Genomic DNA, 26,478 nt, shown 5'->3' on the forward strand with positions numbered 1-26,478 from the left:
CATGATGAAAGGTGGCATGGCCGGCCTGATGAAGCAGGCACAGCAGATGCAAGAAAAAATGGCCAAGGCACAGGAAGAACTGGCCAATGCCGAAGTTACCGGCCAATCGGGCGCAGGCCTGGTCAGCGTGGTGATGACCGGTCGTCATGACGTCAAGCGCATCAGCCTGGACGACAGCCTGATGCAGGAAGACAAGGAAGTCCTCGAAGACCTGATCGCCGCTGCGGTGAATGATGCCGTGCGCAAGATCGAGCAGAACAGCCAGGAAAAAATGTCTGGCATGACGGCGGGCATGCAACTGCCACCGGGCATGAAGCTGCCGTTCTAAAACGTTTCAGCGTGACCAGAAGCCAGGCCCTGTGCCTGGCTTTTTTGTTGCGAAGAGGGTCCTGCGAGTCGAGCGCGACCCCGGCTTCGTGGGCGAGACCGCACCTGCACGTTTTTACACCGTAAGGTATTGACCGAACCCCCACTCACCCGCATGGTCTGCTGTTTATTAGCCCGAATTTATTGATTAAGGAGCTGCTCTGATGGCGCAAAAATTGATCCTCAACCAGCGCGTCGTGCTGGCCTCTCGCCCCAAGGGGGCGCCCACACCAGAGAATTTCCGTCTGGAACGCGAGGCGTTGCCTGATCTGGAGGACGGCCAGGTGTTGCTGCGTACGCTCTACCTGTCCCTCGACCCTTACATGCGTGGGCGCATGAGCGACGCGCCGTCTTATGCCGAGCCCGTGCAGATCAATGACGTCATGACGGGCGGGGCGGTGAGCCGTGTCGAGCAGTCACGTAATGCACATTTCAAACCAGGCGATCTGGTCGTCGGCATGACCGGCTGGCAGACCCACAGCATCTGCGATGGCACGCAAGTGCTACCGGTGCCCAAGGATTTGCCCAGCCCCTCGATGGCTGTTGGCGTATTGGGTATGCCGGGCATGACTGCGTACATGGGGCTGATGGAGATCGGCAAGCCCAAAGCCGGGGAAACCCTGGTCGTGGCTGCGGCGTCCGGTGCGGTCGGATCGGTAGTGGGGCAGGTGGCCAAGCTCAAGGGGTTGCGCGTGGTGGGCATCGCCGGCGGCGCCGAAAAATGCCGTTACGTGGTCGATGAACTGGGGTTTGACGCCTGTGTCGATCACAAAAGCGAGCACTTCGCCGATGAGCTGGCGAAGGCTTGCGGCAATGGCATTGACATCTATTTCGAGCTGGTCGGCGGCAAGGTGTTTGATGCGGTGTTGCCACTGATCAATGCCCGTGCGCGGATCCCCTTGTGTGGTTTGATCGCTCAATACAACGCGCAGTCGTTGCCGGAAGGTACCGACCATTTGCCACTGCTGATGCGCACGTTGCTGACCAAGCGTGCGCGGATTCAGGGGTTTATCGTGTTTGAGGAGTACGGTGATCGCCACGCGGAGTTTCTCGCCACCATGCTTCCGATGATTAAAGAGGGCAAAATCAAGTTTCGCGAGGATATTGTCGAGGGGCTCGAACAAGCCCCCGGGGCCTTTATCGGGCTGCTGGAAGGACACAACTTTGGCAAGCTGGTCGTGCGGGTCGCTGACGCTTGAATTGACGCTAACCGGAGGCGCGGGTATAAACCGCGTCTCGTTGTCTTGTCGGACCTTTCTCATGAGCTTCAGCCCCCTGATCCGCCAATTGATCGACGCCCTGCGCACATTGCCGGGTGTCGGTCAAAAAACTGCCCAGCGCATGGCCCTGCAATTGCTTGAACGTGACCGCAGCGGCGGCTCGCGTCTGGCGCTGGCATTGAGTCAGGCCATGGATGGCGTCGGCCATTGCCGGCTCTGCCGCACCCTTACCGAAGATGATCTGTGCCCGCAGTGCTCTGATGTCCGTCGCGACGACACGCTGCTGTGCGTGGTCGAAGGGCCTATGGATGTCTATGCAGTGGAGCAGACCGGCTACCGTGGTCGCTACTTTGTACTCAAGGGGCACTTGTCGCCGCTGGACGGTCTCGGTCCGGAAGCCATCGGTATCCCGCAATTGGTCACCCGCATCGAACAGCAGGGCACCTTCACCGAAATCATCCTCGCCACCAACCCGACGGTAGAAGGCGAAGCCACCGCGCACTACATCGCCCAGTTGCTCAGCAACAAGGGCCTGATCACCTCCCGCATTGCCCACGGTGTGCCGTTGGGTGGCGAACTGGAGCTGGTGGATGGCGGCACATTGGCGCATTCGTTTGCCGGGCGTAAGCCGATAGCGTTGTAAAGAGGGCGCACACCCGCCCTGCGAGGACCTCCTGCAGGTTGACCGGAGGTCCTTATCTATCCGTCAATGCAAAGCTGGTCAGGCAGAAGGTCGGGACGGACATGCCTTCCAGGCGCTGTGTGCCTCCGAGTTCTGGCAGGTCGATGATCGCCGCGGCTTCGTAGACATGGGCGCCCATGCGGCGCACCAGATTGGCGGCGGCGACCAGGGTGCCACCGGTGGCAATTAAATCATCGAACATCACGATGGCGTCGCCTTCACACAGGCTGTCGGCGTGCACTTCCAGCCACGCTTCGCCGTACTCGGTCTGATAGGCCTCGGACAACACGTCGGCAGGCAGTTTGCCTTGTTTGCGGAACAGAATGAGCGGCTTGTTCAACTCGTAAGCGACGATCGAACCAATCAAGAATCCGCGCGCGTCCATCGCCCCGACATGGCTGAATTCGGCTTCGATATAGCGCTGCACGAAGCTGTCGATCACCAGGCGCAGGGCCTTGGGCGACTGAAACAGCGGCGTGATATCTCGAAAAATAACGCCGGGCTTGGGGAAGTCCACCACCGGGCGAATAAGAGATTTGAAGCTGAATTCGTCGAAAATCATCAAGAAGATCCTGAGGCAGGTTGGCTGGCGCTAGTCTACAGCTCAGCCACCAAGGATCGCACGCTTCAGACGTCGACCGAGCCACCTGCCAAGGCACATAACTGGATCGGGTCGAGGATCTGGATTTCCTTGCCTTCGGCCGCGATCAGTTCGCTCGACTGAAAACGCGTGAAAACCCGCGACACCGTTTCCACGGCCAGACCCAGATAGTTGCCGATTTCATTGCGCGACATGCTTAGACGAAACTGATTGGCCGAAAAGCCGCGAGCGCGAAAACGGGCTGACAAATTGACCAGGAAAGTGGCGATACGTTCGTCGGCGGTCTTTTTCGAAAGCAACAACATCATCTGCTGATCGTCGCGGATTTCCCGGCTCATGATCCGCATCAGTTGTCGGCGCAGTTGTGGGAGTTGTACCGACAGGTCATCGAGACGATCGAAGGGGATTTCACACACGGATGTGGTTTCCAGTGCCTGAGCCGACACTGGGTAGGCTTCGGTATCCATGCCGGACAGGCCGACCAACTCGCTCGGCAGATGGAAGCCGGTGAGCTGTTCTTCACCGCCATCGCTGAGGCTGAAGGTTTTTAGCGCGCCCGAGCGCACCGCGTAGACCGAACCAAATGTGTCGCCCTGTCGAAACAGAAATTCGCCTTTTTTCAGCGGACGGCCGCGTTTGACGATTTCATCGAGCGCGTCCATGTCTTCCATATTCAAAGATAGTGGCAGGCACAGTGGCGCCAAGCTGCAGTCCTTGCAGTGGGCCTGGTTAGGAGCGCGCAGTTTGACAGGCTCGGACATGACTTCAATCCTTGTGGGAAAACACACAGAAGACGTAAGGGTAACTCAGCGCAAGCTATTCCGGCCAGCACCGGAAAGTTTAACGCGAGACAATAAAGCTCCCTGCGCTCCGGTCGCTGCGAAATAGTTACTGATGTGTATTGCGCCCCCGTCAAGCAGCACGGGGGGGGCAGGGTCGCCCGGGCTAGATCACCCGCGAGAAGCGTTGGCGATTTTGTTGGTTCAAGTAAGTATCGAACACCATGCACACTGAGCGCACCAACAGGCGGCCAGCAGGCAGCACCGTTATCCCCGTCTCATTGATTTCGATCAGGCCATCGCTGGCCATTGCCAGGAGTTGCGGCCATTCATCTTTGAAATAGCCCATGAAATCAATATTGAACGCGTATTCGATACCGGCGAAGTTTAGGCTGAAATGGCAGATCAATTGCTGGATCACTGCTCGGCGCACGCGGTCATCGGGATTGCACAGCAGGCCGCGCTTGGTGGCCAGTTGATCGCCGGACAGTAGGGTCTGGTATTCACTCAAATCACTACTGTTCTGGCTGTACAGGTCGCCAATCTGGCTAATTGCCGAGACACCCAGGCCGACCAGGTCGCAATGGCCGTGGGTGGTATAGCCTTGGAAGTTGCGTTGCAGCGTTGATTCCTCCTGAGCAATGGCCAGCTCGTCGTCGGGTAGCGCAAAGTGGTCCATGCCGATATAGCGATAACCGGCACTCGTCAGTTGTTTAATGGTGTGTTCGAGCATTTCCAGCTTTTGCTCTGGGGCGGGTAGATCAGCACTATTGATCCGCCGCTGAGGCATGAAACGCTCCGGCAGGTGAGCATAGTTGAACACGGACAGGCGGTCCGGTTGCAGCATGATGATTTCGTCAACGGTGCGGGCGAAGGACTCTGGCGTTTGTTTGGGCAGGCCATAGATCAGGTCAATATTCACCGAACGAAACTGCAGGGTGCGTGCCGCCTCAATGATGGCGCTGGTTTCTTCAAGGCTTTGCAGACGATTGACGGCGCGCTGGACCAGTGGGTCGAGGTCCTGGACGCCGAGGCTGACCCGATTGAAGCCCAGCTCGCGAAGCAGGCCCATGGTCGACCAGTCGGCTTCGCGCGGATCGATCTCGATGCCGTAGTCACCAGAGTCATCGTCAAGCAAGTTGAAATGCTTGCGCAGATGCGCCATGAGCTGGCGCAACTCGTCATGATTGAGGAACGTTGGGGTGCCGCCGCCGAGGTGCAGCTGTTCAACCTTTTGCCGAGGGTCGAGGTGGCAGGCAATCATCTGGATTTCCTGCTCCAGGCGTTGCAAATAGGGCAATGCCCGCCCGCGATCCTTGGTGATGACCTTGTTGCAGGCGCAGTAATAGCAAATATTTGCACAGAACGGGATATGCACATACAGCGACAGAGGGCGTAGAGCCTTGCGGCTATCGCGCAGCGCGTGCAATAGATCAAAGGCCCCGATCTGGGTCTGGAATTGCACCGCAGTGGGGTATGAGGTGTAGCGTGGACCCGCCAGGTCATAGCGGCGGATCAGATCGGAATCCCAACGAATGGCGTCGAGCATGCGGGCAATTCCCCGAATAGGCTGGCAAGATCCTTGAGTCTAGGGAGGTGTGGTCAGGGCGGTGTTGATTTGCATCAAGGGCGAGCGTTCTGGCGGTAAATCGCCGATGGCGCGTCAGTGTTGCCTAGGGTGCTTAATGACCCATGAGCCAGTGCTGGTGGGGTCCAGGCATTGTCCATATCCCGAACAGGATAACCAGCAGGCCGCCGGCCATGCGCACGCCACGTTTGCGCAGCAGGGCGGTGGTGCGTTCGGCGGCAAGCCCGGTGGCGAGCAGCACAGGCCAGGTGCCCAGGCCAAAGGCGAGCATCAGCAGCGCACTGTCGAGGGCATTGCCCTGGCTAGCCGACCACAGCAGGGTGCTGTACACCAGGCCGCACGGCAACCAGCCCCAGAGCGCGCCCAGCAACAATGCCCGAGGCAGGCTGGACACCGGCAGCAAACGGCTGGCAAACGGCTGGATATGCCGCCACAGGCCGCGACCCAGGCTTTCGATACGGGTCAGGCCGCTCCACCAGCCAGCGAGATACAGGCCCATTGCAATCAATAGCAACGCCGCGATGACGCGCATGACCATCGCGCCTGGGCTGTTCGCTACCGCCCAGCCCGCGAGGCCGATCAGTAAGCCTGCGGTGGCGTAGCTGAGAATTCGTCCCAGGTTGTACGCCAACAGCAAGCGAAAGCGCCGGCTACGTTGTTCTTTGGGGATTGCCAGGGTCAACGCGCCCATCAAGCCGCCACACATGCCCAGACAATGTCCGCCGCCGAGAAGGCCGAGGATCACTGCCGACACCAGCAGGGGGGCCAGTTCAAGCATGGGGTGGGACCTGGTCCTTGTTTTCTGCCTGAGGTGCCGGTTTGTGGTCGGTGGCTTCTTTCATGGCGGCGAGGTGTTGCGGGTCTTGATCGTCGAACAGGACGCTGTGCGCTGGACCGTCGAGGTCATCGTACTGGCCGCTGTCTACCGCCCAGAAGAAGATGAAGATGGCCACGGCGACGATCAGCAGTGCCGCTGGAATCATTACGTATAGAGCCGGCATGGAGCCTCCGAAGGCAGCTGCCGAATCACGCTGGCAACTGCCGGGTGTTGAGAAGGGTGGTGTCTTGCAGGCCTTTCATCCGCGTGAGTCGAAGGGCATTGAGTACCACGGTCAACGAGCTGACGGACATGCCGACCGCCGCCCAGATGGGGGTAATCCAGCCAAGGGCTGCGAAGGGCAACATGAGGCCATTGTACAGACCTGCCCACAGCAGGTTCTCAATGATTACCCTACGGGTGCGCCGCGCCAGACTGAACGCCTGCACCAGCGCTTGCAAGCGGTTGGACAGCAGCACCGCATCGGCAGTGGTTTTGGCCAGGTCGGTAGCTGAGCCCATGGCGACACTGATATCTGCTGCGGCCAGAACCGGGACATCGTTGACCCCGTCACCGAGCATCAACACCTTGCGACCTTGCTGATGCAGGGCTTGTAGCACCTGAAGTTTGTCGTCCGGGCGCAGACCGCCATGGGCTTCGTCGATCCCTAGTTCGGCGGCGACGCTGGCAACCATCGGCGACGTGTCGCCGGAGAGTAGAAGGGTCTTCCAGCCGCGCGCCTTGCACGCCTGTAGCAGTGCGGGGGCATCGGCACGCAGGCGATCATCGAGGACGAACCATGCCAGTGCACCCTGAGCGTCACCCAGCAGCAGCCACTGACCGGCTTCGTCGGGCATCGGTGGCAGGGTGCAGGCGCTGAGTTCGCAGACGAATGCCGGCTGGCCGATGCGCAAACGCCGTTCGCCGACGAGACCCTCCAGGCCGAGCCCCGGGGTGCTGTGGACGTCTTCGGCGGCCACTGGTGCACGTCCAAATGCCCGGGCAATGGGGTGTTCGGAACGGTTTTCCAGTGCGGCAGCCAGACTCAGGCAGCTATCGGCATCCAGCCCCCCCAGCGGGCGGATGGCGCGCAAGGCTAATCGACCCTCGGTGAGGGTGCCGGTCTTGTCGAAAATCACCGTATCGATCTGATTCAAGCCTTCCAGCACATGGCCGCGTGTCAACAGCAGGCCAAGTTTATGCAGGGTGCCGGTGGCGGCGGTCAGCGCAGTGGGCGTTGCCAGCGACAGCGCACACGGGCAGGTAGCGACCAGCATCGCCAGTACGATCCAGAACGCCCGCGATGGGTCGATCTGCCACCAGATCAGGCCGATGACGGCGGCGGCGATCAGCGACAGCAGCAGAAACCATTGCGCGGCGCGGTCGGCAATTTCCGCCAGACGGGGTTTTTCGGCCTGGGCGCGCTCCAGCAAACGGACAATGGCCGACAGGCGCGTGTCATGGCCCAGGGCCAGAACCTGCACGGTCAATGCGCCCTCGACATTGAGGGTGCCTGCGGTGACTGCATCGCCTACGGTTCGCGGCTGTGGCAGGTACTCACCGGTCAGCAGCGATTCATCGATGCTGGACTGGCCCTCGAGAATCGTGCCATCAGCGGGCAATACTGCACCGGGATGCACCAACACCCGATCGGTCAGGCGCAGCTCGCTGAGCAGGATTCGCTCGCTTTGGCCGTCGGCGCTGAGCCTCAAGCAAGAGGCGGGTAGCAAGTTGACCAACTGCGCCGTGGCCGCTGCTGTGCGTTCACGCGCACGGCGTTCCAGATAGCGGCCCGCCAGCAGGAACAGGGCGAACATGCCGACCGCATCGAAATACAGCTCGCCAACGCCCGTGACAGCAGTCCATATCCCTGCGATATAGGCGCTGCCAATGGCGAGTGAAACTGAAATATCCATGGTCAGGTGGCGCGTGCGTATATCTCGCATGGCCCCGCGAAAGAACGGTGTGCAGCTATAAAACACAATCGGCGTGGTGAGGAACATCGCGACCCAGCGCAGGATGGTGTGCATCTGCGGACTGAGGTCCATATTGAATTCGGGCCAGGTGGCCATGGTTGCCATCATGGCCTGGAACCACAGTAGCCCAGCGACGCCAAGTTGGCGCAAGGCCAGGCGATTTTCACTGGCCAGTTGCTCTGCGGCGCGGTCGGACTGATAAGGGTGTGCGGCATAGCCGATGCTGCGCAATTCGCTGAGTACTTGGCTCAGTGCCAACTGGCTGTCGGCCCATCGCACTTGCAGGCGATGGTTGGACAGGTTCAGTCGGGCTTCGGCTACCGCGGGCAAGCTGCGCAGGTGTCGCTCGATCAGCCAGCCACAGGCGGCGCAGCTGATGCCTTCCATGAGCAAGGTTGCTTCGGCCAACTCGCCTTCATGGCGCACGAAGGGTGCTTGCACGTCGGGGCGATCATACAAGGCCAGTTCGTCGACCAATTGCACGGGCAGCGTTTGCGGGTTGGCCGAGGCTTCACTGCGATGGCTGTAATAACTTTCCAGGCCGCCGGCAACAATGGCCTCTGCTACCGCCTGGCAGCCTGGGCAGCACAGTTCGCGGGTTCCCCCGAGCACGACAGCGGTAAAGCGACTGCCGGCAGGAACCGGCAGGGCGCAGTGATAACAGGGGATTGGCGTGGTCATCGAGTGGGATCAGTCTTTCGGATCTTCCTCGCCTTGGAGTGGCTCGTCACCCAACAACAGGTCTTGGTCATTGATGATTTGCTGTTCTTCAAACATGCGCCAGGTCTGGCCGTTCTGCTGCCCGAGAAGTTCGACGAAGCGCCGACCTTCGATCTTATCGTTCATCTGACCAACGTAGCGACCGGGTTCGGACGGGCTGCGGGTGAGGGTGATCTTGCGATCTTTTGCTGGCTGGGTCGGCGAAATCAGGTTCAGCTCCACGGTTTCTGGCTGGCTGTCACCCGTCAACCGCAGGTTGGTTTCGCCGGTCAGCTCATCCAGGTGCACGATGGCGCGCAGGTTGAGGCTCTTCGCCAACAGCTCACGGTCCAGCGAGCGATTGATGCCTTTGCCGGCCTCGTAATAGTTGTCGTTGACCAGGTTATCCGGGTTATTGACGGCGATGGTCACCATCGACAAGGTCAGCGTCACCGAGCAGGCGAGGATGCCGATGATGATCCATGGCCAGAGGTGCTTGTACCAAGGGCTAGAGGCATTTGCTACGGGCATGACTAACTTCTCTTAACGGATTTGTGGGCCGATGAAACGGCTCTTGGCTTGAATCTGTGAGCCACTGTCATCGGCGTCCTTGAGCGTGAAAGTCACCTCGTTGGTGCTCGATGGCAGTTGTTCAGGCGCGCTCGACAATTCTACCGGCATGCTAATGATCTCTCCCGCCTGCACCTTGAATTCGCGACGACCTTGCAGTTTCAGGTCAGGCAGGCCAGAGGCATCGAGAACATAGCTGTGATCGACCTGATCCTTGTTCATGACCTTGAGGCTGTAAACGTTTTCGATACGGCCCTCAGCGTTCTCGCGATACAGCACGCGGTCTTTGCTGACGTCGAAACCGACCAGCGGACGCATGAAAAAGGCGGTGGCGAGCAAGCCCATCATAGCCAGTAGCACCACTGCATAACCGATCAGGCGCGGACGCAGCTTGTGGGTTACTTGTCCGGACAGGTTGTGTTCGGTGGTGTAGCTGATCAATCCGCGTGGGTAGTTCATCTTGTCCATGATGGTGTCGCAGGCATCGACACAGGCTGCACAGCCAATGCATTCGATTTGCAGACCGTCGCGGATGTCGATACCCGTCGGGCAGACTTGTACGCACATCGTACAGTCGATGCAATCGCCCAGGCCCTGCGCTTTGTAATCGATGTCCTTTTTCCGTGTGCCGCGCTTTTCGCCGCGACGGGGGTCATAGGAAACGATCAGCGTGTCTTTGTCGAACATCACGCTCTGGAATCGCGCATACGGGCACATGTAAATGCACACTTGCTCGCGCAACCAGCCAGCGTTCCCGTACGTGGCAAGGGTAAAGAAGCCTACCCAGAAATACGCCCAGCCATCAGCCTGTCCGGTGAAAAAGTCGATGGTCAGGTCACGGATCGGGGCGAAGTAGCCGACGAAGGTCAAGCCAGTGACGAAACCGATGAGCAACCATAGGCTGTGCTTGCTCAGCTTGCGCAGGAATTTGTTGCCGGTCATCGGCGCTTTGTCGAGCTTGATGCGCTGATTACGATCACCTTCGGTGACCTTCTCGCACCACATGAAAATCCAGGTCCAGACGCTTTGCGGGCAGGTGTACCCACACCAGACGCGCCCGGCGAATACGGTAATGAAGAACAGGCCAAAGGCGCTGACGATCAAAATGCCCGAGAGCAGAATAAAATCCTGCGGCCAAAAGGTGGCGCCGAAAATATAGAATTTTCGCTCTGGCAGGTTCCACCAGACGGCCTGATGGCCAGCCCAGTTCAGCCAGACCGTGCCGAAATACAATAGAAAAAGCCCGGCGCCGCCCATCATCCGCAAATTGCGAAACAGTCCGGTGAAGGCGCGGGTGTAGATTTTTTCGCGTGAAGCGTAGAGATCGACACTACCCTTGTCGTTTCTAGACGGCGGAGTGACGTTGTGTACCGGAATCTGATTGCTCATTAATGCGTCCCACGGCAGTGGAAAAATGCCTCAGTCAGTGCGTGCCAACTAAGGTCAAAAGAGTATCGCTAAGGCGCCAATGATACGCCTCTCGTTCTAGCTCAGGGGTGCGACCTTTAGTCGCGTTGGGTGAAAGCGAATGTTGGTGTAATGACCTGAATCAATTGACTTATGAATTATGGGCGGTTTTTGGCGGGCAGGGCAAAATGTGGGGCGCAGTTCACAGGCTGCACAGATCACCAATCCCGGTGCAGGCTGTGTGAAAACTGCTGCGGGCTGGGCGACTTCGGCGCTACGCACACAATACTGCGTTAAAAACAGGTTCGTGCGCGAGTCCGATCGGAATGCTCATTTACAACCCGTAGACTCGCGTGCGAGCGCAGTCCGCTTCCTCGCCTGTTTTTGCCTTGTCTTGCCTTCGCTCGCTACGTTTTCACACAGCCTGGGTGGGAGCGAATTCATTCGCGAATAGGCCTGTACGGCCAAAGCATTCGTCAGCTGAAACCAAAACGGCCCCGCCAATTTCCACTGGCGGGGCCGTTTTGTGTTGCGGTCATGTGTTCGCTTTACTCAGCGCCGGCAGCCTTGTCTCCATGGGAGAGGCTATAGACGTAAGCGGCCAACAGGTGGACCTTGTCGTTGCCTTGCAGCAATTCCTGAGCAGGCATCTGGCCCTGACGGCCGTAACGGATGGTCTGTTGCAGTTGTGCGAAGCTCGAACCGTAGATGAATGCCGCCGGGTGAGTCAGGTTAGGGGCGCCCATTGCAGCGGTGCCTTTACCTTCCGGACCGTGGCACGCCACGCAATTGGTAGCGAACACTTTCTGGCCAGCAACCGGATCGGCGTTAGCGTCTTCAGGCAACTTGCGACCGTCCAGTTGGGTGGTCACGAATGCCGCGACGTCACGTACGCCCTGGTCACCAATTACCGGACCCCAGGCAGGCATGACCGCATGGCGGCCACCCATGATGGTGGTCTTGATGGTTTCCGGCTCGCCGCCCCAACGCCAATCTTCGTCGGTCAGGTTCGGGAAGCCGTAAGCACCCTTGGCGTCGGAGCCGTGGCAAACCGAGCAGTTGGAGGCAAACAGACGGCCACCCATCTTCAAGGCTTGCGGGTCTTTGGCGACTTCTTCAATTGGCATGGATGCGAATTTGGCAAAGATCGGACCGAATCGAGCGTCCGATTTAGCCATTTCCTTTTCCCATTCGTGAACGCCAGTCCAGCCGGATTGGCCGTTGGCGAATTCGGTTTTCTTGTCGTTGTCCAGGTAGGCATAGCCTGGCAGCAGGCCTTTCCAGTTGCCCAGACCCGGGTACAGCGCCAGATAGCCAAGCGCGAAGATGATGGTGCCCACAAACAGCATGAACCACCATTTTGGCAGTGGGTTATCGTATTCCTCGATGCCGTCGAAGGAATGGCCCACTGTCTCTTCCGTTGCTTCGCTGCGCTGGCCCTTGCGGGTGGACAGCAGCAGCCATGTCAGGGCGAAGATGGTACCCAAACTGAGGACTGTGACGTACAGACTCCAGAAAGTAGTCATTCTTTGTTACTCCTAGAAGCTTGCTCTTGCTCAACGTGCTTGATGGCTTCGGGGTCATCCGCGAAGGGCAGCAAGGTCGCTTCGTCGAACTCTGCCTTGCGTCGTCCGCTGAATATCCACAATGCCAGGCCGATAAAAGCCACCATCACTACGACGGTGCCCAAGCCGCGAATCATCCCCATATCCATCAATATCACCGTTTGCTTTTGATGATGGTGCCCAGACCTTGCAGGTAGGCGACCAACGCATCCATTTCAGTTTTGCCTTTCACGGCAGCGCTTGCACCGGCGATATCTTCGTCGGTGTAAGGGACGCCGAGCGTGCGCAAGACTTCCATTTTTTTCGGGGTATCTTTGCCGTCGAGCTTGTTCTCTACCAGGAACGGGTAGGCAGGCATTTTCGACTCAGGCACTACGTTGCGTGGGTTGTACAAGTGCGCGCGGTGCCAGTCATCGGAGTAGCGACCGCCGACACGGGCCAGATCGGGACCGGTACGCTTGGAACCCCACAGGAACGGGTGGTCCCAGACGCTTTCACCGGCGACCGAATAGTGGCCGTAGCGTTCGGTTTCAGCACGGAACGGGCGGATCATCTGCGAGTGGCAGCCGACACAGCCGTTGGCGATGAAAATGTCACGACCTTCGAGTTCCAGCGCAGGACGAGGCTTCATGCCTTGGACCGGCTTGTTGGTCACGTCCTGAAAGAACAGTGGGACGATCTGGGTCAGGCCGCCGATGCTGACGGCGATAACCATGAAGAAGGCCAGCAGGCCAATATTCTTCTCGAGTACTTCGTGTCTCATCAGTGAGCTCCAACTACAGCGATCTGAGCGGCGGCTTCAGCTTCAGCCGGGTTCGAGGCGCGTACGGTGCGGAACGTGTTGTAAGCCATGAACAGCATGCCGCTGGCGAAGAAGGCACCACCAATTGCACGGACGATGAAGCCCGGGTGACTGGCTTGCAGTGCTTCGACGAAGGAGTAGGTGAGGGTGCCGTCGTCGTTGATCGCACGCCACATCAAGCCCTGGGTAATGCCGTTGACCCACATCGACGCGATGTAAAGAACGGTACCGATGGTAGCCAGCCAGAAGTGAGTGTTGATCAAGCCGACACTGTGCATCTGAGGACGACCGAAGATTTTCGGGATCATGTGGTACAGCGAACCGATCGAGATCATCGCTACCCAGCCAAGAGCGCCGGCGTGTACGTGGCCGATGGTCCAGTCAGTGTAGTGAGACAGCGAGTTGACGGTCTTGATGGCCATCATCGGGCCTTCGAAGGTCGACATGCCGTAGAACGCCAGCGATACGACCAGGAACCGCAGAATCGGGTCGGTACGCAGTTTGTGCCATGCACCCGACAGGGTCATCATGCCGTTGATCATGCCGCCCCAGCTTGGCGCGAGCAGGATGATCGACATCGCCATGCCCAGCGACTGAGCCCAGTCTGGCAGAGCGGTGTAGTGCAAGTGGTGCGGACCTGCCCAGATGTACAGGGTGATCAGTGCCCAGAAGTGCACGATCGACAAGCGATAGGAGTAGATCGGACGCTCGGCCTGCTTCGGAACGAAGTAGTACATCATCCCCAGGAAGCCGGTAGTCAGGAAGAAACCTACCGCGTTGTGGCCATACCACCACTGGATCATGGCGTCAGTCGCACCGGAATAGGCTGAGTACGACTTGAATAAGGTCACGGGCAAGGAGGCATGGTTGACAATATGCAGCATCGCCGTCACGAGGATGAAGGCGCCATAGAACCAGAGGCCCACATAAATGTGCTTAGTTTTGCGCTTCATGATGGTGCCAAAGAACACCACAGCGTAGGTTATCCAGACGATGGCAAGCAAAATGGCGAGAGGCCATTCCAGCTCGGCGTATTCCTTACTAGTGGTGTAGCCCAGCGGCAACGTGATGCCTGCGCCAACGATTACTGCTTGCCATCCCCAGAAGTGGAAGGCAGCCATGGTGTCGGAGATCAGTCGCGTTTGGCAGGTTCGCTGCACGACATAGTAAGAGGTGGCAAACAGTGCACATCCACCGAAGGCGAAAATCACCAGGTTGGTGTGCAATGGGCGTAAGCGTCCAAAAGTCGTCCACTCGAGGCCGAGGTTCAACTCGGGCCAAACAAGCTGTGAGGCGATAAAGACACCAAGCCCCATGCCAAGGATCCCCCAGACCACCGTCATGATGGCGAACTGGCGGACTACCTTATAGTTATAAGCAGTCGGACTGATTGCTGTGCTCATTCTAAGGTTCCACGGTTTGGGTGTTTTTTAGGGATAAAAAAGCGGCCGCAGTATGGAGAAAGCGAGTTGCTATTGCAACGCGATCAACGCCTTGCAACTGCTTCCTGAAGCTGATTCTGTGGTCATTTCAGCATGGTCAGAGGGCAGCTTTGCACAGTGACGAAATGCCGCAGTGGACGAAAAAAAGTGAGGGTTCCAGGCAGGTGAAATGCAGTAGGCAGCAGACGAAACAACGCAGACGAGAAAAAACACAAGACCAACAAACAGCGGATGCTGGCTATTGAAAATGAGCTTTTTGCGCACGTTGTCGAGCACGATTGCCGAAAACATTCGTATCACTTGACCTGTGGCCCACCGTCGGAGGTCCACTATGCGGGCAAGCTTAGTCCTGAATGTCTGGAGTGGGAAGCTGTACTAATGAGGGGTGCGACACTTGGTCGCGGAAAAGAAGGGAGTTGCCGCTCCTGTAGCAGGAGCGGCTTTCAATCACAGCCTAGAAGTTATCCAGGTTGCTGAATCGTTATTGCGCCTTGGCTGTTAGGGCCTCGGATTGAGCAGCGTCCCGTGACAGGCTGTAAACATAGGCGGCTAATAACTGCACCTTGTCGTTACCCAATTGCTCGCTCTGCGCTGGCATCTGACCCTGACGACCATGACGGATAGTCTGCTGTAACTGGGCCAGGCTGCTGCCGTAGATGAAGCCGCTCGGTTGAGTCAGATCCGGTGCACCCATTGCTTGTGTGCCATGGCCTGCAGGGCCGTGACAGGCTACGCATGTGGTGCTGAACACTTTCTGTCCGGCTTCGATACTCGCGGTGTCATCAGTTGGCGATTGCAGTCCTGCAACGGAGTGACGTACATACGCTGCGACGTTTTTCACCCCTTCCTCGCCAAGAATCGGACCCCAGGCTGGCATGCCTGCTATACGGCCGCCCATGATGGTGGTTTTGATGGTGTCAGGGCTGCCGCCCCACCGCCAAATGGTGTCCGTCAGGTTAGGAAAGCCATACGCGCCCCGGGCATCCGAACCGTGGCAAACGGCGCAGTTGGAGGCAAACAAGCGTCCACCCATTTTCAGCGCCTGTGGATCTTTAGCAACTTCTTCCACGGGCATAGCGGCAAATTTGGCGAAGATCGGTCCGAACTTGGCGTCAGCCTTGTCCATCTCCTTTTGCCACTCATTGACGGCAGTCCAGCCATTCGAATAGCCGGGAAGGACGCCTTTCCAGTTGCCCAGGCCCGGATAAAGGATCAGATAGCCGACCGCGAACACCAAGGTTGCGGCGAACAACATGAACCACCATTGGGGCAGTGGGTTGTCGTACTCCTCAATGCCGTCGAAGCTGTGGCCCATGGTCTGATCGGTACTGCCTTTGGTTTCGCCCTTACGGGTGCCGATCAATAGCCAGGTGAGGCCAATCAGGCTGCCAATGGTCAGTACGCAGATGTACGTACTCCAAAATGTGGTCATTGCTGGGTACTCCGCTCAACAGGGTGCTTCACAACAGATAGTTCTTCAGCGGGAGATGACAGCGGTTCATCCGCGAAGGGCGCCATGCGCGCTTCAGCGAAGTCCGAATTGCGTTTATTGTTGAAGACCCAAAAGGCCAACCCGATAAATGCTATTGCCACCACCAGCGTGCCAAGACCACGTAAGTCTCCGATGTTCATGACTTACCTCTTGCTCTTGATCGAGGTGCCGAGTACCTGCAAGTAGGCAATCAGTGCATCCATTTGGGATTTGCCCTTGAGCGTTTCAACGGCCCCGGCGATGTCGGCGTCGGTGTAAGGCACGCCGAGGGTACGCATGGCTTTGAGCTTGGTTTCGGTGTGGCTGCTGTCAACCGGCTCGTTCACCATCCATGGATAGCCAGGCATTTTCGACTCAGGCACTACGTTGCGCGGGTTGTACAAGTGCGCGCGCTGCCAGTCATCGGAGTAGCGACCGCCGACACGGGCCAAGTCCGGCCCGGTACGCTTGGAACCCCACAGGAATGGGTGGTCCCAGACGCTTTCACCGGCTACCGAATAGTGGCCGTAGCGTTCGGTTTCAGCGCGGAATGGACGGATCATCTGCGAGTGGCAACCGACACAGCCGTTGGCAATGTAGACGTCGCGGCCTTCGAGTTGCAGCGCGGTGTAGGGCTTCATGCCTTCGACCGGCTTATTGGTTACGTCCTGGAAGAACAGCGGCACGATTTGGGTCAGGCCACCAATGCTCACGGCCAGCACCATCAACAGCATCAGCAGGCCGACGTTTTTCTCGATTGTTTCGTGTTTCATGGCGAACTCCTCAGGCCATCTGCGCTGCGGCGGCAGCTTCGGCAGGCACAGAGGCCTGCACGGTACGCCAGGTGTTGTAGGCCATCAGCAACATACCGCTGAAGAAGATCGCGCCGCCTATCAGCCGCACGACAAAGCCGGGATGGCTGGCCACCAGGGTTTCGACGAACGAGTACGTCAGGGTGCCGTCTTCGTTGACTGCGCGCCACATCAGGCCTTGCGCGATACCGTTGACCCACATCGAGGCGATGTACAGCACGGTGCCGATAGTTGCCAACCAGAAGTGGGCATTGATCAGGCCGAGACTGTGCATCTTTGGTCGACCGAAGATTTTCGGAATCATGTGGTACAGCGCACCAATGGAAATCATCGCCACCCAGCCAAGAGCGCCGGCGTGGACGTGACCGATGGTCCAGTCGGTGTAGTGGGACAGGGAGTTGACGGTCTTGATCGCCATCATCGGACCTTCAAAGGTCGACATGCCGTAGAACGCCAGGGATACGACCAGGAACCGCAGGATCGGGTCGTCACGCAGCTTATGCCACGCGCCTGAGAGCGTCATCATGCCGTTGATCATGCCGCCCCAGCTTGGCGCCAGCAGAATCAATGACATCACCATGCCCAGTGACTGAGCCCAGTCCGGCAGCGCGGTGTAGTGCAAGTGGTGCGGGCCTGCCCAGATGTACAGGGTGATCAGTGCCCAAAAGTGCACGATCGACAGACGATAAGAGTAAACCGGACGCTCGGCCTGCTTGGGTACGAAGTAGTACATCATCCCCAAAAAGCCTGCGGTCAGGAAAAACCCTACCGCGTTGTGTCCGTACCACCACTGAACCATCGCATCCGTCGCCCCGCCATATATCGAGTAGGACTTGGTCAGGCTGATGGGTATCTCGAGGTTGTTAACGAGATGCAGAAGCGCAACAGTGAGGATAAAGGCCCCAAAGAACCAGTTGCCAACGTAGATGTGCTTGGTGGTGCGCTTTTTCAGCGTACCGAAAAACACGATGGCATAGCTGACCCAGACAATGGTGATCAGAATATCGATCGGCCATTCCAGTTCGGCGTATTCCTTGGAGCTGGTATAACCCAGCGGCAAGGTAATGGCTGCCAGCAAAATCACCAATTGCCAACCCCAGAACGTGAACGCCGCCAGTCGCGGCGCGAACAGTGTGGTCTGGCAGGTGCGTTGCACCGAGTAGTAAGAGCTGGCGAACAGCGCACAGCCGCCGAACGCGAAAATCACCGCATTGGTATGCAGTGGGCGCAGACGACCAAACGTGGTCCAGGGTAAGTTGAAGTTGAGTTCAGGCCAAACCAATTGCGCGGCAATGAAAACGCCGAGCCCCATGCCGACGATGCCCCATACCACCGTCATAATGGTGAATTGGCGGACCACCTTATAGTTGTAGGCGGTACTGTTAGTTGTAGTCATTTAGGTGTGTTCCCATCTTGCATGGTCCGGATCAGAGGTCCGAGTCATAGCACCGAGTTATAGGCAGACTGAGCAAAAGCGAGGCAAGCATGAGAGAAGGGCACAGTACCGGTATTGACGGGGATCAATGTGAACTACTGGCGCGAACTAATGGCTGGTTATGGGGTCTGGCTGATCAGAAGGTTTATGACACGTCGCCAACCCTGATCCTGGCCCATGGTGCAGGTGCACCCATGGACAGCGAATTCATGACCGATATGGCCGCACGCCTTGCCGTGCGGGGCATCAACGTCATGCGCTTCGAATTCCCCTACATGGCCCAACGACGCCTCGATGGCCGTAAACGTCCCCCCAATCCGCAAGCGCAATTGCTCGACTGTTGGCGGCAGGTCTATGCCCAGGTGCGACCACACGTCGCTGGGTGCCTGGCTGTCGGCGGAAAATCCATGGGCGGGCGGATGGCCAGTCTGGTGGCTGATGAACTGGGCGCGGATGCGCTGGTGTGCCTTGGGTACCCGTTTTATGCCGTGGGTAAACCGGAGAAGCCTCGGGTGGCGCACTTGGCAGCGTTGAAGACGCCGACGTTGATTGTGCAAGGGGAGAGGGATGCACTGGGGAATCGGGAGGTGGTAGAGGGGTATGAATTGTCCGATGCGATAACCCTTCATTGGCTGGCAACGGGTAATCATGACTTGAAGCCGTTGAAGTCGTCGGGTATTAGCGATGACGCCGCGTTGGATGGGGCCGCTAGTACGACGGTGGATTTTTTGATGAGGTAATCGTTTCTGCCATCGCGTTTAAAGTGTCAGGCCTGTCTCTACTCGAGACAGGCCTGACGTTTGAAACTTAGTTGTTAGATCAGCTTTTCATGCCGAAGCCATTGGCTGCATCCCCACCAAAGCCGACATCTTTGAGTGCCTCCTTTCGGCCATCTTCAGGATAGATCGCCCAACGTTTCGCGACGCCAGCGCCGTCCGTTGCCCAGGCGCGATGGTATCGACCCCCGCCTGTATAGGTTAACCCTGGATCACCACCGTAATTAGCGCGCAAAGCACCCCAATCGCCCAAAGAAGGAACATGGGCCCCACCATTGCTGATGGCTTTGGTGCTTTCCGTGTAGGTATTAAATGAGAACAACACGAAAGTCAGTACATTGGACGTCTTCACGCCATAGCTGACGCTTTGACCCCCGTCGTCAGTAACGGTGATCGTCGCATCGCCATTCCCGACTGAAACCACTCGGCCCGTTGCGTCGACCTCAGCAATCTTCGGCGCGCTGGATTCATAGCGGTAAGGCGCTACGCCTCCAGTCGCCGACCGCTGTGCAAATGCCCCGGCAGGAGGATGAGCCGGAGTGGCCGAGGTGCGCAGGTGTCGAGCGTTCAGCACAAGGTCCGAGGTGTCGACAATCAACGCTGGAAGCAATGCCTGCACGTTGAAGGTCGTGGCTGCGGAAACCACTGGGGCGGCGCCATTACGCGTTACCTCATACGTGACGCTGGCCGAACTCCCCGCGCTGCCTACAGCGACGGACGTGGGCACCGTAAAGTTGATCTCCCCCACAACACCCACGACCTGAGGTGCCGTTATGTGGGACGGGCCACCTGACCACTTTACGACAATGCTGTCTTTAACCGCCATGCCGGTATAACTCGGCACGGTGACCACGACCCCGGTTTCGGGGACGGTTTCGGGGGCGAGAGCATCATTGATCACCCCGAGCACTTTAGGTTTTTCGAGGTTGGACAGGCCAGCTGTAATGAGGAGTTCGAGTAGACCTGAGGGCTGATCTACTCCGCTCGCCCGCGTAACAATATAAGAGACTTGTACCGTACGGCCGACATTGACTGCGACCAACGCTCCGGAAAAAATTACAGACAACTCTTTGCCTGCTTGACTGGCGGAAATAGTTTTTTCTTTAAAATCACTGTTGACCGGACCTTGCCATGTAACCGAAACCACGTCGCCACGCTTCAGATTCGCGGTGGCGTCCACGATTACCGTTGCACCAACCGTGGTGTCAGCCGGGTCGAGCGTGCCATCTTCTTTGGCTTCCTTGACCTTTGGATTAGGGAGCGGAGTGACCACTGATAGCAATAGCTTGACCATCACGGGTTCGGAGTTCTTTGATTTATTACCAGCGCGATCTGTCACGGTGTAATAAACCCCAGCCTCGATATCGCCAAAGTTCTGCAAAAAATCACGAGTGAATAGGATTGTCACTTTTTTGAGGCCCATGTCGTCTTTGTCGACGGTAGCGGGTGGACCTTCAGTAGTTCCCCAATAGGTGCGGATGACATCACCCTCCTTCATGTCGCTGTAGCTTGCGATAGCAGCTTCCAACACATCTCCTAGCTCTTCCAGCTCAGTTGAAGTCAGTCCGTCCTGCGTGCTGGCAGGGAAAATCATGGCGGCGATGAGCGGGTTGCCGGGGGCGGTAAGGTCAATTTCAATGGGGATTTCTGGAGAGTTATTTGCTACTTGGCTGAGGGGGTTAAATACTCTATAGGCTAATTTATAATGGCCTTCAAAGAGTAACTCTGTAGGGAGTTCAAGTGTTAGTGTGTCGCCAGGGTTTTCGGAGTCAAGGATTTCTTTTTCGATACCAATAGGTACGCTATTCCATAGTAATTGATAAGTATACCGTGGGCGGGCGCCTGCCCATACCTCCAAGTTGACAATTACCGGAGAGGTAAGGACGTGAATTGGCAGAAGGCCGCCCGTCAGTGCGACGGGGATATATGGCGTTTTAAGAGCAGTGGTTTGTTTATTTTTTTCTTCTGAGAAGTTAGACATTTTTATACCTTTAATTAGGCTAGTTATTATTAGCAAGGCAAGCGGGAGTGCAGCTGATCTCCCGATCACCTTACTGTGATAATGGTCTGTTAGGTAATGCGGTTAGGCTACGGGAGTAGTCCCGCTTGATTGCCTAGATGGAGCAAGTGATCTCAATCGAATCAAGCATATTGATCGGTACTCTGGTGGGCCTGGAGTTTGCCGGACTTTGATTGCTACCAACGGCGGGTTCAACCCTGAAATAAGCTTCCCCAAATCCTGAGCACACAGTGCGTAAGACTCTATGTGGAATGGTGAACATATAGCCATTTGCGACGTCATAATCATCGAGTTCACGAGCACTGCTATAATCGGCCGCCGAAATGGGGTTGTTATTGTCGTCAAAACCTTTGAAGGTGAAAAAAAGTTTTTGATCGTTGTCTATGTTTACGTAAGGCGCAATGGTAACGTCGGCACCGTTCGGATTTTCATTAGGGCCTACCACGCCGACGGAATTAGTTTTAAACGTAGGACCGCTCAACCCATCGATCCCGCCCGGAAGCTCTTCTTTCGAGCGGACGATTACTATTTGTACCGGCGCTTTTGCCGGGTTAGGGTTGCTATTTCGAGTGACAGTGAAATACACGGGGATTTCCGCACCAGTACCTTGATCCTTCATTATTTCATTGGGGATGGGGAGGGTAAGGCTTTTGGCGGCAGTAATGTCTCCAGCTCTGATTTGATACCATTGCAATTTTTTTTGCTCACCCCAATACAGATTCAGATCGTCACTGATATTAAAGTTTGACGTCCAGGCGACGACAGCGCGACTATTTAGCTCATAGTCGGCCTCGTCGATAAAGTTATCCGTGACATTCGGGCTTTCAACGCTGGTGCCTTGAATCACCAGCGCATCTAGAGGTTCAGGAATCGGCAGGGTTAGAAAAACGTCGATGATATCAATGAGAGAGGTCCCGATCAGTTTACCTTGTCGGAATACTTCGTATTTGATATTCACTGTCCCAACGGGAATGACGTTGATCGTTTCATAAGGAACGAGAAGCGATAGCACAATAGTTTCGTTCTCGTCTCCCGGTGGCAGTGTTACCACCAGCATCGGATTGTTATCCCCCCAATACAGCTTGATATTATCGAGCCCGCTTGCCCCGGGAAAATGGGGGATATCAACCTTGATACCCACTTGTGCTTCGGCATTGTCAACCAGATCACCTACTGCAGGATCTATGATAGGCGCTGGAAAGTCTGTCGGCAGTTCCTCCAGTTGGAGGGTGATCAAAGTAATATCCGAGTCAATTGAGACGTTACCCGCACGGTCAGTCACAGTGTATTTGACAGCTTCCTCGTCGCTGCCAATTTGCTCCAAAAAATCACGGGTGAACGTAACTACTATTCTATTCAACCCCATGTCGTCCGCGTCTACAATTGCGCTCGGCCCCTGAAGACTACCCCAGAAGGTCTTGACTTCATCATGCTTCGCCATGCCAGTATAGCCAGCGATTTGAGCGTCCAGTTTGTCGCCCAATTGGGTGAGTTCAGCCGAGGTCAGACCATTTTGAACTTCGATCGGGAACTCCATAGTTGCTAGCTGCGGTGCCCCCGGCGCAGTTCGATCGATAACTACTTTGAAAACTTCAGAAAAATTATCAACTTGGCTGACTGGATTAAACGTCCTATAAGCTAAGTCATGGTTGCCATCTGTGAGTGCATTAACTGGGACTTCAAGCGTCAGTGTGTCACCTACTTGGTCTGTATCTGAAATTTCATTTTCAGATCCAAGAAGTTCACGATCCCAAGTTAACTGATACTTGTAACCCGGTCGAGCACCCGCCCAGACCTTAAAGTCTACAGTAACTGGACTGCTCAGGGTGCTAATGGGTAACAATCCTGGATTATCTACGTCATGGAATGCAACTGCTACATTGGGTGCGTCCAACTCAAGAAGGTTGTTGCTCGCCCGGTTACGACGAATAACGCCTGGTTGTTGAGGCTGCTTTTTCATGATGAATCTCCTTCGTATATAGGGTTGCGCCAATCTGTATGGGCGCAAATTAGTATTATTAAGTACGGAGGTGCTCTGCGTACTATTTAATAAGTTATGTCTGATGGTGCTTGACATGTTGGCATAAGATTCCCTATGTCCGGCTTCGACGTAATCGGTTTTTTTGAAAGATGTCAATACGAGGTGGTAAATAATTATTTTCGCCGGGCTCTCATTTGCATTGACCTTGTTTAGGCAACAATCAGTTAAATAAAAGTGCCGAAATAACACCTATTTTAATTGGGCAGTGATTCGGCTGTAAGTCGTTTACAGGGTCAATTTAGGAGATTTCCTACGCGTGGGAGAGACTTTGGCGGTGGAGGATAGATCTTAATGGCAGAGAATTACCGCTCTGATAGTTTTGGAGTGCAATATGTTAGATAGCAAAAAAAATCGAAACGCCGTATGTCATGTCTGCCTGAAAATTATTGTCGTATCGATGGGCGCTTTATCGGGGTTTCAGGTGCTTGCCGCGCAGGCAGGAACTGCCGAAATAATGCTCGATGAAAAAGCTATCGAAAAGGGACTGATTGATGGTGGGCAGGTAACAATTGACGGCTCTATTCCACCAGATTCATATACGGTGCAAAACCGAGGAACCCTTAACCTCGTCGATAACGCCGTGGCCAATGTCATCAGGGCTTTTGGTTCCACTGTCAATGTCAATTCCAGCACGGTGACTGCTGGTATCGACGTATCAGACAGTATCGTGAAAATCAACCAGTCGGTGGTTCGTAATGATAGCGGCGCTGGTTTGTTTCTTGTTGCTCGTCACGACGCTATAAATCCTGGCTCTTCAGCATTTGTCAGCGGCAGCGAAATTACAGGAGCCGGCAGAGGAGCGTCATTAGGGGCTTACAGCTCGCTGGTTATCGATGATGTTCGCGTGACAGGCTATAAGTCTGACGAGGATGGGGGGTTTGGTATTCGTGCGGGAAGCAGTAAGCTGACTGTTCAGGGTAACAGTCAAGTTCGTGGCGAACTGAATGGGCTTCGTATTATCGATGGTTCCGAAGGAGTAACTGGCACCGGATTTGATCAAGAAACTAAAGCGGTCGTCGATCATTCAATTATTGAAGGGTTGGCCGGTGCCGCAATCAGTGTAGGAACAATAACCGATATAAGTGCACTTGCCAGTATTACGATCCAAAACCATTCAACCCTCTTATCCGGTAACGGCAATCTGTTGGAAGTCGACGGAGGCAGCACCGTAAAATTCACCGTCGACAACAGCACCCTGACCGGCAATCTTGTTGCCGATGACACCAGCACGCTGAATGTCATCCTGCAAAACAATGCACACCTCACCGGTGATGTGATCAACGGCAATAATTTGTCGATCAATTCCGGTGCGCAGTGGCAGATGGTGGGTGATAACGCAGTCAAAACATTGAGCCTCAACGGCGGCGGGGTGAGCTTTGGTGCGGACGGGTTTCATACGTTGTCGCTGGGGCAGTTGTCCGGTAGCGGTGCATTTGCCATGAGCATCGATCTGGATGCTAGTGTCGGTGACTTATTGGAGGTCAATGGGCAGGCCAATGGCGACTTCACACTCAAGGTGAAAAACACAGGCGTTGAACCCGTGTCGCCCGATATTCAGCCATTGCAGGTGGTCCACACCGAAGGCGGTGATGCGCAATTCAACTTGCTGGGCAATCGGGTGGATTTGGGCGCCTATTCCTACGAACTGGAAAAACAGGGTAACGACTGGTTTATCGTCGGTGCGGGCAAAACCATCAGCCCCTCGACGCAGAGTGCGCTGGCGTTATTCAACGCTGCACCAAATATCTGGATGAGTGAATTGACCACCTTGCGTAGCCGCATGGGTGAAGTGCGTACCAGCGGCGAGGGTGGCGGCTGGATTCGGGCGTATGGCAATCGCTTCAACGCCACGACAGGTGCAGGTGTCGACTATGAGCAGAAGCAGAGCGGGATGTCGTTCGGTGCGGATGCGCCGGTTCCGGTGAGTAACGGTCAGTTGCTGATCGGTTTGCTCGGTGGCTACAGCAAGTCTGACCTGGACTTGAGTCGTGGTACGTCAGGCAATGTCGACAGCTACTACGTCGGCGCTTACGGTACCTGGCTGTTGGAGGAGGACTATTACGTTGATGGTGTGCTCAAGCTCAACAAATTCCACAACGAGTCTGAGGTGGCGATGAGCGACCAGACCAAAGCCAAGGGCGATTACACAAATACGGGTATCGGTGGGTCGGTGGAAGTCGGCAAGCACATCAAGCTGGCTGATGACTTTTTCTTTGAACCCTTTGCGCAGATGGCGGCCGTGGTGATTCATGGCGACCATTACACCCTGGACAATGGCCTGGAGGCGAAGAACAGCCGCACTCAGTCAGTTTTGGGCAAGGTTGGTACCTCGGTCGGTCGTAACATTGCGCTCAAGGACGGTGGTGTACTTCAGCCCTATGTGCGTGTCGCTGTTGCTCACGAGTTTGCGCGCAGCAACGAGGTGACGGTCAACGACACCCGTTTCAACAATGACCTGTTCGGGTCGCGTGCCGAGTTGGGTGCTGGGGTGGCGGTATCGCTGTCGAAGCGCCTGCAAGTGCATGCCGACTTCGACTACATGAAGGGCAATAATGTTGAGCAGCCGTGGGGGGCGAATGTGGGTGTGCGGTTTGCTTTTTGACGGGGTGAATCCAATCGCTTCGTGGTTCTGAAGCCCTATGTGTAAAAAAAACCGGTGATCGCTCACCGGTTTTTTTCTTCACACCACTATTACTGTGGCGGCGGCCGCCTCCGCTGTCTGCGTTTGACGGACCGTCCTCGGTTGCGTTGTTTTTCGCCGGATCTGTAACAGCTGTGTAGATTCACATGGAGAATTGCGGAGGTGCCAATCCGTTGTCCATCGCGATTGACGTCGTAACATACGTCGACTTTGCCCTGTGGGATAGCATCATAGACACTGTACGACACCCACCGCATACCCATGATTGGATCGTTGATGGTTTCTTCATTCAGCGTCTGGTTGGGGTAGATTTTGCTGCCCCAAAGCAGGTTGAATTCATCACCGGGTTTCAAGTGGGGACAACCCGGTATCAGTACCGTGATGCCGGCCCTCATCTGTGCCTCTGAGATCGACTGAGGATTGAACCCCTCTTCCAGAAAGGGTGGCCCCAGGTCGGCGGAAATCAGGACCGCAAGCACATCCGCTGGGCTATCTTCAGCCCGAAGTGCGTGGACGTAGTTAAAGGCCATTTCCCCGGTTGATGGGGGCTCCTGAGCGCCGCCCGAATGTTCAGCGGTCGGTTGAGAGCCCTGAGGCGCACCGGGCTTGCTGGGGCTGTCTCGCCGAGCCGGACGATGACCCTTCGTCTTGGGCTTTTTAGGGTTGAAGGGAGGAGAGCCAGGTGGCTTCTGATCATCCATATTCAATGCTCCTTAGAGTGCGGACGTAAACGTTGATAGTTCTGCAGCACTAGATTTATAAGCTGCA

General features: G+C 56.2%; 25 protein-coding genes. 5 read left to right on the forward strand and 20 right to left on the reverse strand.

The genetic code is table 11. From position 1 onward, the window contains the following. Position 1 precedes the first annotated feature (1 nt). The 3 genes from AC1ME2_RS23135 (at position 2) to recR (ending at position 2,229) form a co-directional block, all read left to right on the forward strand. On the forward strand, positions 2-328 hold the full coding sequence (locus AC1ME2_RS23135) for a YbaB/EbfC family nucleoid-associated protein (protein WP_297832022.1): 327 nt from the start codon (positions 2-4) through the stop codon (positions 326-328). 202 nt (positions 329-530) lie between these two features. After that, the gene (locus AC1ME2_RS23140) at positions 531-1,565 is read left to right on the forward strand and encodes an NADP-dependent oxidoreductase (RefSeq protein WP_480437086.1); all 1,035 of its coding nucleotides are present in this window, start codon (positions 531-533) and stop codon (positions 1,563-1,565) included. Between the two features lie 61 nt (positions 1,566-1,626). Further along, positions 1,627-2,229, forward strand: coding sequence for a recombination mediator RecR (recR, locus tag AC1ME2_RS23145; RefSeq protein WP_480437087.1), 603 nt, complete (start codon positions 1,627-1,629; stop codon positions 2,227-2,229). Positions 2,230-2,281: 52 nt separating this feature from the next. Here recR and AC1ME2_RS23150 read toward each other — a convergent pair whose 3' ends face one another. From AC1ME2_RS23150 to ccoN (AC1ME2_RS23230), 17 genes are all read right to left on the reverse strand, one after another. Then, on the reverse strand, positions 2,282-2,830 hold the full coding sequence (locus AC1ME2_RS23150; protein WP_480437088.1) for an adenine phosphoribosyltransferase: 549 nt from the start codon (positions 2,828-2,830) through the stop codon (positions 2,282-2,284). 65 nt (positions 2,831-2,895) lie between these two features. Beyond that, on the reverse strand, positions 2,896-3,630 hold the full coding sequence (gene fnr, locus AC1ME2_RS23155; protein WP_480437090.1) for a fumarate/nitrate reduction transcriptional regulator Fnr: 735 nt from the start codon (positions 3,628-3,630) through the stop codon (positions 2,896-2,898). A gap of 184 nt (positions 3,631-3,814) precedes the next feature. Further along, positions 3,815-5,197, reverse strand: a complete 1,383-nt coding sequence (gene hemN / locus AC1ME2_RS23160) for an oxygen-independent coproporphyrinogen III oxidase (protein WP_480437091.1) — start codon at positions 5,195-5,197, stop codon at positions 3,815-3,817. 133 nt (positions 5,198-5,330) lie between these two features. Then, complete coding sequence (locus AC1ME2_RS23165) at positions 5,331-6,014, reverse strand: sulfite exporter TauE/SafE family protein (RefSeq protein ID WP_480437092.1); 684 nt, start codon at positions 6,012-6,014, stop codon at positions 5,331-5,333. Next, positions 6,007-6,237, reverse strand: a complete 231-nt coding sequence (ccoS, locus tag AC1ME2_RS23170) for a cbb3-type cytochrome oxidase assembly protein CcoS (RefSeq protein WP_480437093.1) — start codon at positions 6,235-6,237, stop codon at positions 6,007-6,009. Before ccoS ends, AC1ME2_RS23165 begins: the two co-directional genes overlap by 8 nt. A 25-nt stretch (positions 6,238-6,262) precedes the next feature. Beyond that, entirely contained in the window at positions 6,263-8,710 is a 2,448-nt protein-coding gene (locus AC1ME2_RS23175) for a heavy metal translocating P-type ATPase (RefSeq protein WP_480437094.1), read from the reverse strand. A gap of 9 nt (positions 8,711-8,719) precedes the next feature. After that, positions 8,720-9,259, reverse strand: coding sequence for a FixH family protein (locus tag AC1ME2_RS23180; protein ID WP_480437095.1), 540 nt, complete (start codon positions 9,257-9,259; stop codon positions 8,720-8,722). 12 nt (positions 9,260-9,271) lie between these two features. Beyond that, the gene (gene ccoG / locus AC1ME2_RS23185; protein WP_480437097.1) at positions 9,272-10,687 is read right to left on the reverse strand and encodes a cytochrome c oxidase accessory protein CcoG; all 1,416 of its coding nucleotides are present in this window, start codon (positions 10,685-10,687) and stop codon (positions 9,272-9,274) included. A gap of 566 nt (positions 10,688-11,253) precedes the next feature. Then, a complete protein-coding gene (gene ccoP / locus AC1ME2_RS23190; protein WP_480437098.1) occupies positions 11,254-12,231 on the reverse strand; it encodes a cytochrome-c oxidase, cbb3-type subunit III in 978 nt (325 codons plus the stop codon). After that, entirely contained in the window at positions 12,228-12,419 is a 192-nt protein-coding gene (locus AC1ME2_RS23195) for a cbb3-type cytochrome oxidase subunit 3 (protein WP_480437099.1), read from the reverse strand. The genes ccoP (AC1ME2_RS23190) and AC1ME2_RS23195 overlap by 4 nt, the downstream gene beginning before the upstream one ends. A 5-nt stretch (positions 12,420-12,424) precedes the next feature. Beyond that, positions 12,425-13,033 (reverse strand): cytochrome-c oxidase, cbb3-type subunit II, encoded by a 609-nt coding sequence (ccoO, locus tag AC1ME2_RS23200; protein WP_480437100.1) that lies wholly within the window; start codon positions 13,031-13,033, stop codon positions 12,425-12,427. After that, positions 13,033-14,475 (reverse strand): cytochrome-c oxidase, cbb3-type subunit I, encoded by a 1,443-nt coding sequence (gene ccoN / locus AC1ME2_RS23205; protein ID WP_480437102.1) that lies wholly within the window; start codon positions 14,473-14,475, stop codon positions 13,033-13,035. The genes ccoO (AC1ME2_RS23200) and ccoN (AC1ME2_RS23205) overlap by 1 nt, the downstream gene beginning before the upstream one ends. Before the next feature lie 69 nt (positions 14,476-14,544). Continuing rightward, positions 14,545-14,805 carry a hypothetical protein gene (locus AC1ME2_RS23210; protein ID WP_480437103.1) on the reverse strand — a complete coding sequence of 87 codons (261 nt, stop codon included), beginning with the start codon at positions 14,803-14,805 and terminating at the stop codon, positions 14,545-14,547. Between the two features lie 190 nt (positions 14,806-14,995). Further along, positions 14,996-15,946, reverse strand: coding sequence for a cytochrome-c oxidase, cbb3-type subunit III (ccoP, locus tag AC1ME2_RS23215; protein ID WP_480437104.1), 951 nt, complete (start codon positions 15,944-15,946; stop codon positions 14,996-14,998). Continuing rightward, positions 15,943-16,146 carry a cbb3-type cytochrome oxidase subunit 3 gene (locus AC1ME2_RS23220; protein ID WP_480437105.1) on the reverse strand — a complete coding sequence of 68 codons (204 nt, stop codon included), beginning with the start codon at positions 16,144-16,146 and terminating at the stop codon, positions 15,943-15,945. The genes ccoP (AC1ME2_RS23215) and AC1ME2_RS23220 overlap by 4 nt, the downstream gene beginning before the upstream one ends. Before the next feature lie 3 nt (positions 16,147-16,149). After that, positions 16,150-16,758 carry a cytochrome-c oxidase, cbb3-type subunit II gene (gene ccoO / locus AC1ME2_RS23225; protein WP_480437107.1) on the reverse strand — a complete coding sequence of 203 codons (609 nt, stop codon included), beginning with the start codon at positions 16,756-16,758 and terminating at the stop codon, positions 16,150-16,152. 10 nt (positions 16,759-16,768) lie between these two features. After that, positions 16,769-18,193, reverse strand: a complete 1,425-nt coding sequence (gene ccoN, locus AC1ME2_RS23230; protein WP_480437109.1) for a cytochrome-c oxidase, cbb3-type subunit I — start codon at positions 18,191-18,193, stop codon at positions 16,769-16,771. Between the two features lie 89 nt (positions 18,194-18,282). On the opposite strand from ccoN (AC1ME2_RS23230), the gene AC1ME2_RS23235 reads away from it, so the two are divergent. Beyond that, complete coding sequence (locus tag AC1ME2_RS23235) at positions 18,283-18,972, forward strand: alpha/beta family hydrolase (protein ID WP_480437110.1); 690 nt, start codon at positions 18,283-18,285, stop codon at positions 18,970-18,972. 79 nt (positions 18,973-19,051) lie between these two features. Here AC1ME2_RS23235 and AC1ME2_RS23240 read toward each other — a convergent pair whose 3' ends face one another. Next, on the reverse strand, positions 19,052-20,989 hold the full coding sequence (locus AC1ME2_RS23240; protein ID WP_480437111.1) for an Ig-like domain-containing protein: 1,938 nt from the start codon (positions 20,987-20,989) through the stop codon (positions 19,052-19,054). 133 nt (positions 20,990-21,122) lie between these two features. Next, positions 21,123-22,988, reverse strand: a complete 1,866-nt coding sequence (locus AC1ME2_RS23245) for a hypothetical protein (RefSeq protein ID WP_480437114.1) — start codon at positions 22,986-22,988, stop codon at positions 21,123-21,125. Positions 22,989-23,400: 412 nt separating this feature from the next. On the opposite strand from AC1ME2_RS23245, the gene AC1ME2_RS23250 reads away from it, so the two are divergent. Continuing rightward, positions 23,401-25,671 carry an autotransporter outer membrane beta-barrel domain-containing protein gene (locus AC1ME2_RS23250; protein ID WP_480442298.1) on the forward strand — a complete coding sequence of 757 codons (2,271 nt, stop codon included), beginning with the start codon at positions 23,401-23,403 and terminating at the stop codon, positions 25,669-25,671. Positions 25,672-25,760: 89 nt separating this feature from the next. Here AC1ME2_RS23250 and AC1ME2_RS23255 read toward each other — a convergent pair whose 3' ends face one another. Continuing rightward, entirely contained in the window at positions 25,761-26,411 is a 651-nt protein-coding gene (locus AC1ME2_RS23255; protein WP_480437115.1) for a hypothetical protein, read from the reverse strand. Positions 26,412-26,478: the final 67 nt, after the last annotated feature.

The organism is Pseudomonas sp. ASL9 (assembly GCF_056680335.1).

Coding starts and splice junctions, on each gene's coding strand:
- ccoO (WP_480437107.1), bottom strand. CDS start 16,758: ATGAAACACGAAACAATCGAGAAAAACGTCGGCCTGCTGATGCTGTTG.
- ccoP (WP_480437098.1), bottom strand. CDS start 12,231: ATGACTACTTTCTGGAGTCTGTACGTCACAGTCCTCAGTTTGGGTACC.
- AC1ME2_RS23220 (WP_480437105.1), bottom strand. CDS start 16,146: ATGAACATCGGAGACTTACGTGGTCTTGGCACGCTGGTGGTGGCAATA.
- recR (WP_480437087.1), top strand. CDS start 1,627: ATGAGCTTCAGCCCCCTGATCCGCCAATTGATCGACGCCCTGCGCACA.
- AC1ME2_RS23135 (WP_297832022.1), top strand. CDS start 2: ATGATGAAAGGTGGCATGGCCGGCCTGATGAAGCAGGCACAGCAGATG.
- AC1ME2_RS23195 (WP_480437099.1), bottom strand. CDS start 12,419: ATGGATATGGGGATGATTCGCGGCTTGGGCACCGTCGTAGTGATGGTG.
- AC1ME2_RS23165 (WP_480437092.1), bottom strand. CDS start 6,014: ATGCTTGAACTGGCCCCCCTGCTGGTGTCGGCAGTGATCCTCGGCCTT.
- AC1ME2_RS23250 (WP_480442298.1), top strand. CDS start 23,401: ATGTTAGATAGCAAAAAAAATCGAAACGCCGTATGTCATGTCTGCCTG.
- ccoP (WP_480437104.1), bottom strand. CDS start 15,946: ATGACCACATTTTGGAGTACGTACATCTGCGTACTGACCATTGGCAGC.
- AC1ME2_RS23175 (WP_480437094.1), bottom strand. CDS start 8,710: ATGACCACGCCAATCCCCTGTTATCACTGCGCCCTGCCGGTTCCTGCC.
- ccoN (WP_480437109.1), bottom strand. CDS start 18,193: ATGACTACAACTAACAGTACCGCCTACAACTATAAGGTGGTCCGCCAA.
- AC1ME2_RS23210 (WP_480437103.1), bottom strand. CDS start 14,805: ATGTTTTCGGCAATCGTGCTCGACAACGTGCGCAAAAAGCTCATTTTC.
- ccoS (WP_480437093.1), bottom strand. CDS start 6,237: ATGCCGGCTCTATACGTAATGATTCCAGCGGCACTGCTGATCGTCGCC.
- AC1ME2_RS23180 (WP_480437095.1), bottom strand. CDS start 9,259: ATGCCCGTAGCAAATGCCTCTAGCCCTTGGTACAAGCACCTCTGGCCA.
- AC1ME2_RS23240 (WP_480437111.1), bottom strand. CDS start 20,989: ATGTCTAACTTCTCAGAAGAAAAAAATAAACAAACCACTGCTCTTAAA.
- hemN (WP_480437091.1), bottom strand. CDS start 5,197: ATGCTCGACGCCATTCGTTGGGATTCCGATCTGATCCGCCGCTATGAC.
- fnr (WP_480437090.1), bottom strand. CDS start 3,630: ATGTCCGAGCCTGTCAAACTGCGCGCTCCTAACCAGGCCCACTGCAAG.
- AC1ME2_RS23140 (WP_480437086.1), top strand. CDS start 531: ATGGCGCAAAAATTGATCCTCAACCAGCGCGTCGTGCTGGCCTCTCGC.
- AC1ME2_RS23150 (WP_480437088.1), bottom strand. CDS start 2,830: ATGATTTTCGACGAATTCAGCTTCAAATCTCTTATTCGCCCGGTGGTG.
- ccoG (WP_480437097.1), bottom strand. CDS start 10,687: ATGAGCAATCAGATTCCGGTACACAACGTCACTCCGCCGTCTAGAAAC.
- AC1ME2_RS23245 (WP_480437114.1), bottom strand. CDS start 22,988: ATGAAAAAGCAGCCTCAACAACCAGGCGTTATTCGTCGTAACCGGGCG.
- AC1ME2_RS23235 (WP_480437110.1), top strand. CDS start 18,283: ATGAGAGAAGGGCACAGTACCGGTATTGACGGGGATCAATGTGAACTA.
- AC1ME2_RS23255 (WP_480437115.1), bottom strand. CDS start 26,411: ATGGATGATCAGAAGCCACCTGGCTCTCCTCCCTTCAACCCTAAAAAG.
- ccoN (WP_480437102.1), bottom strand. CDS start 14,475: ATGAGCACAGCAATCAGTCCGACTGCTTATAACTATAAGGTAGTCCGC.
- ccoO (WP_480437100.1), bottom strand. CDS start 13,033: ATGAGACACGAAGTACTCGAGAAGAATATTGGCCTGCTGGCCTTCTTC.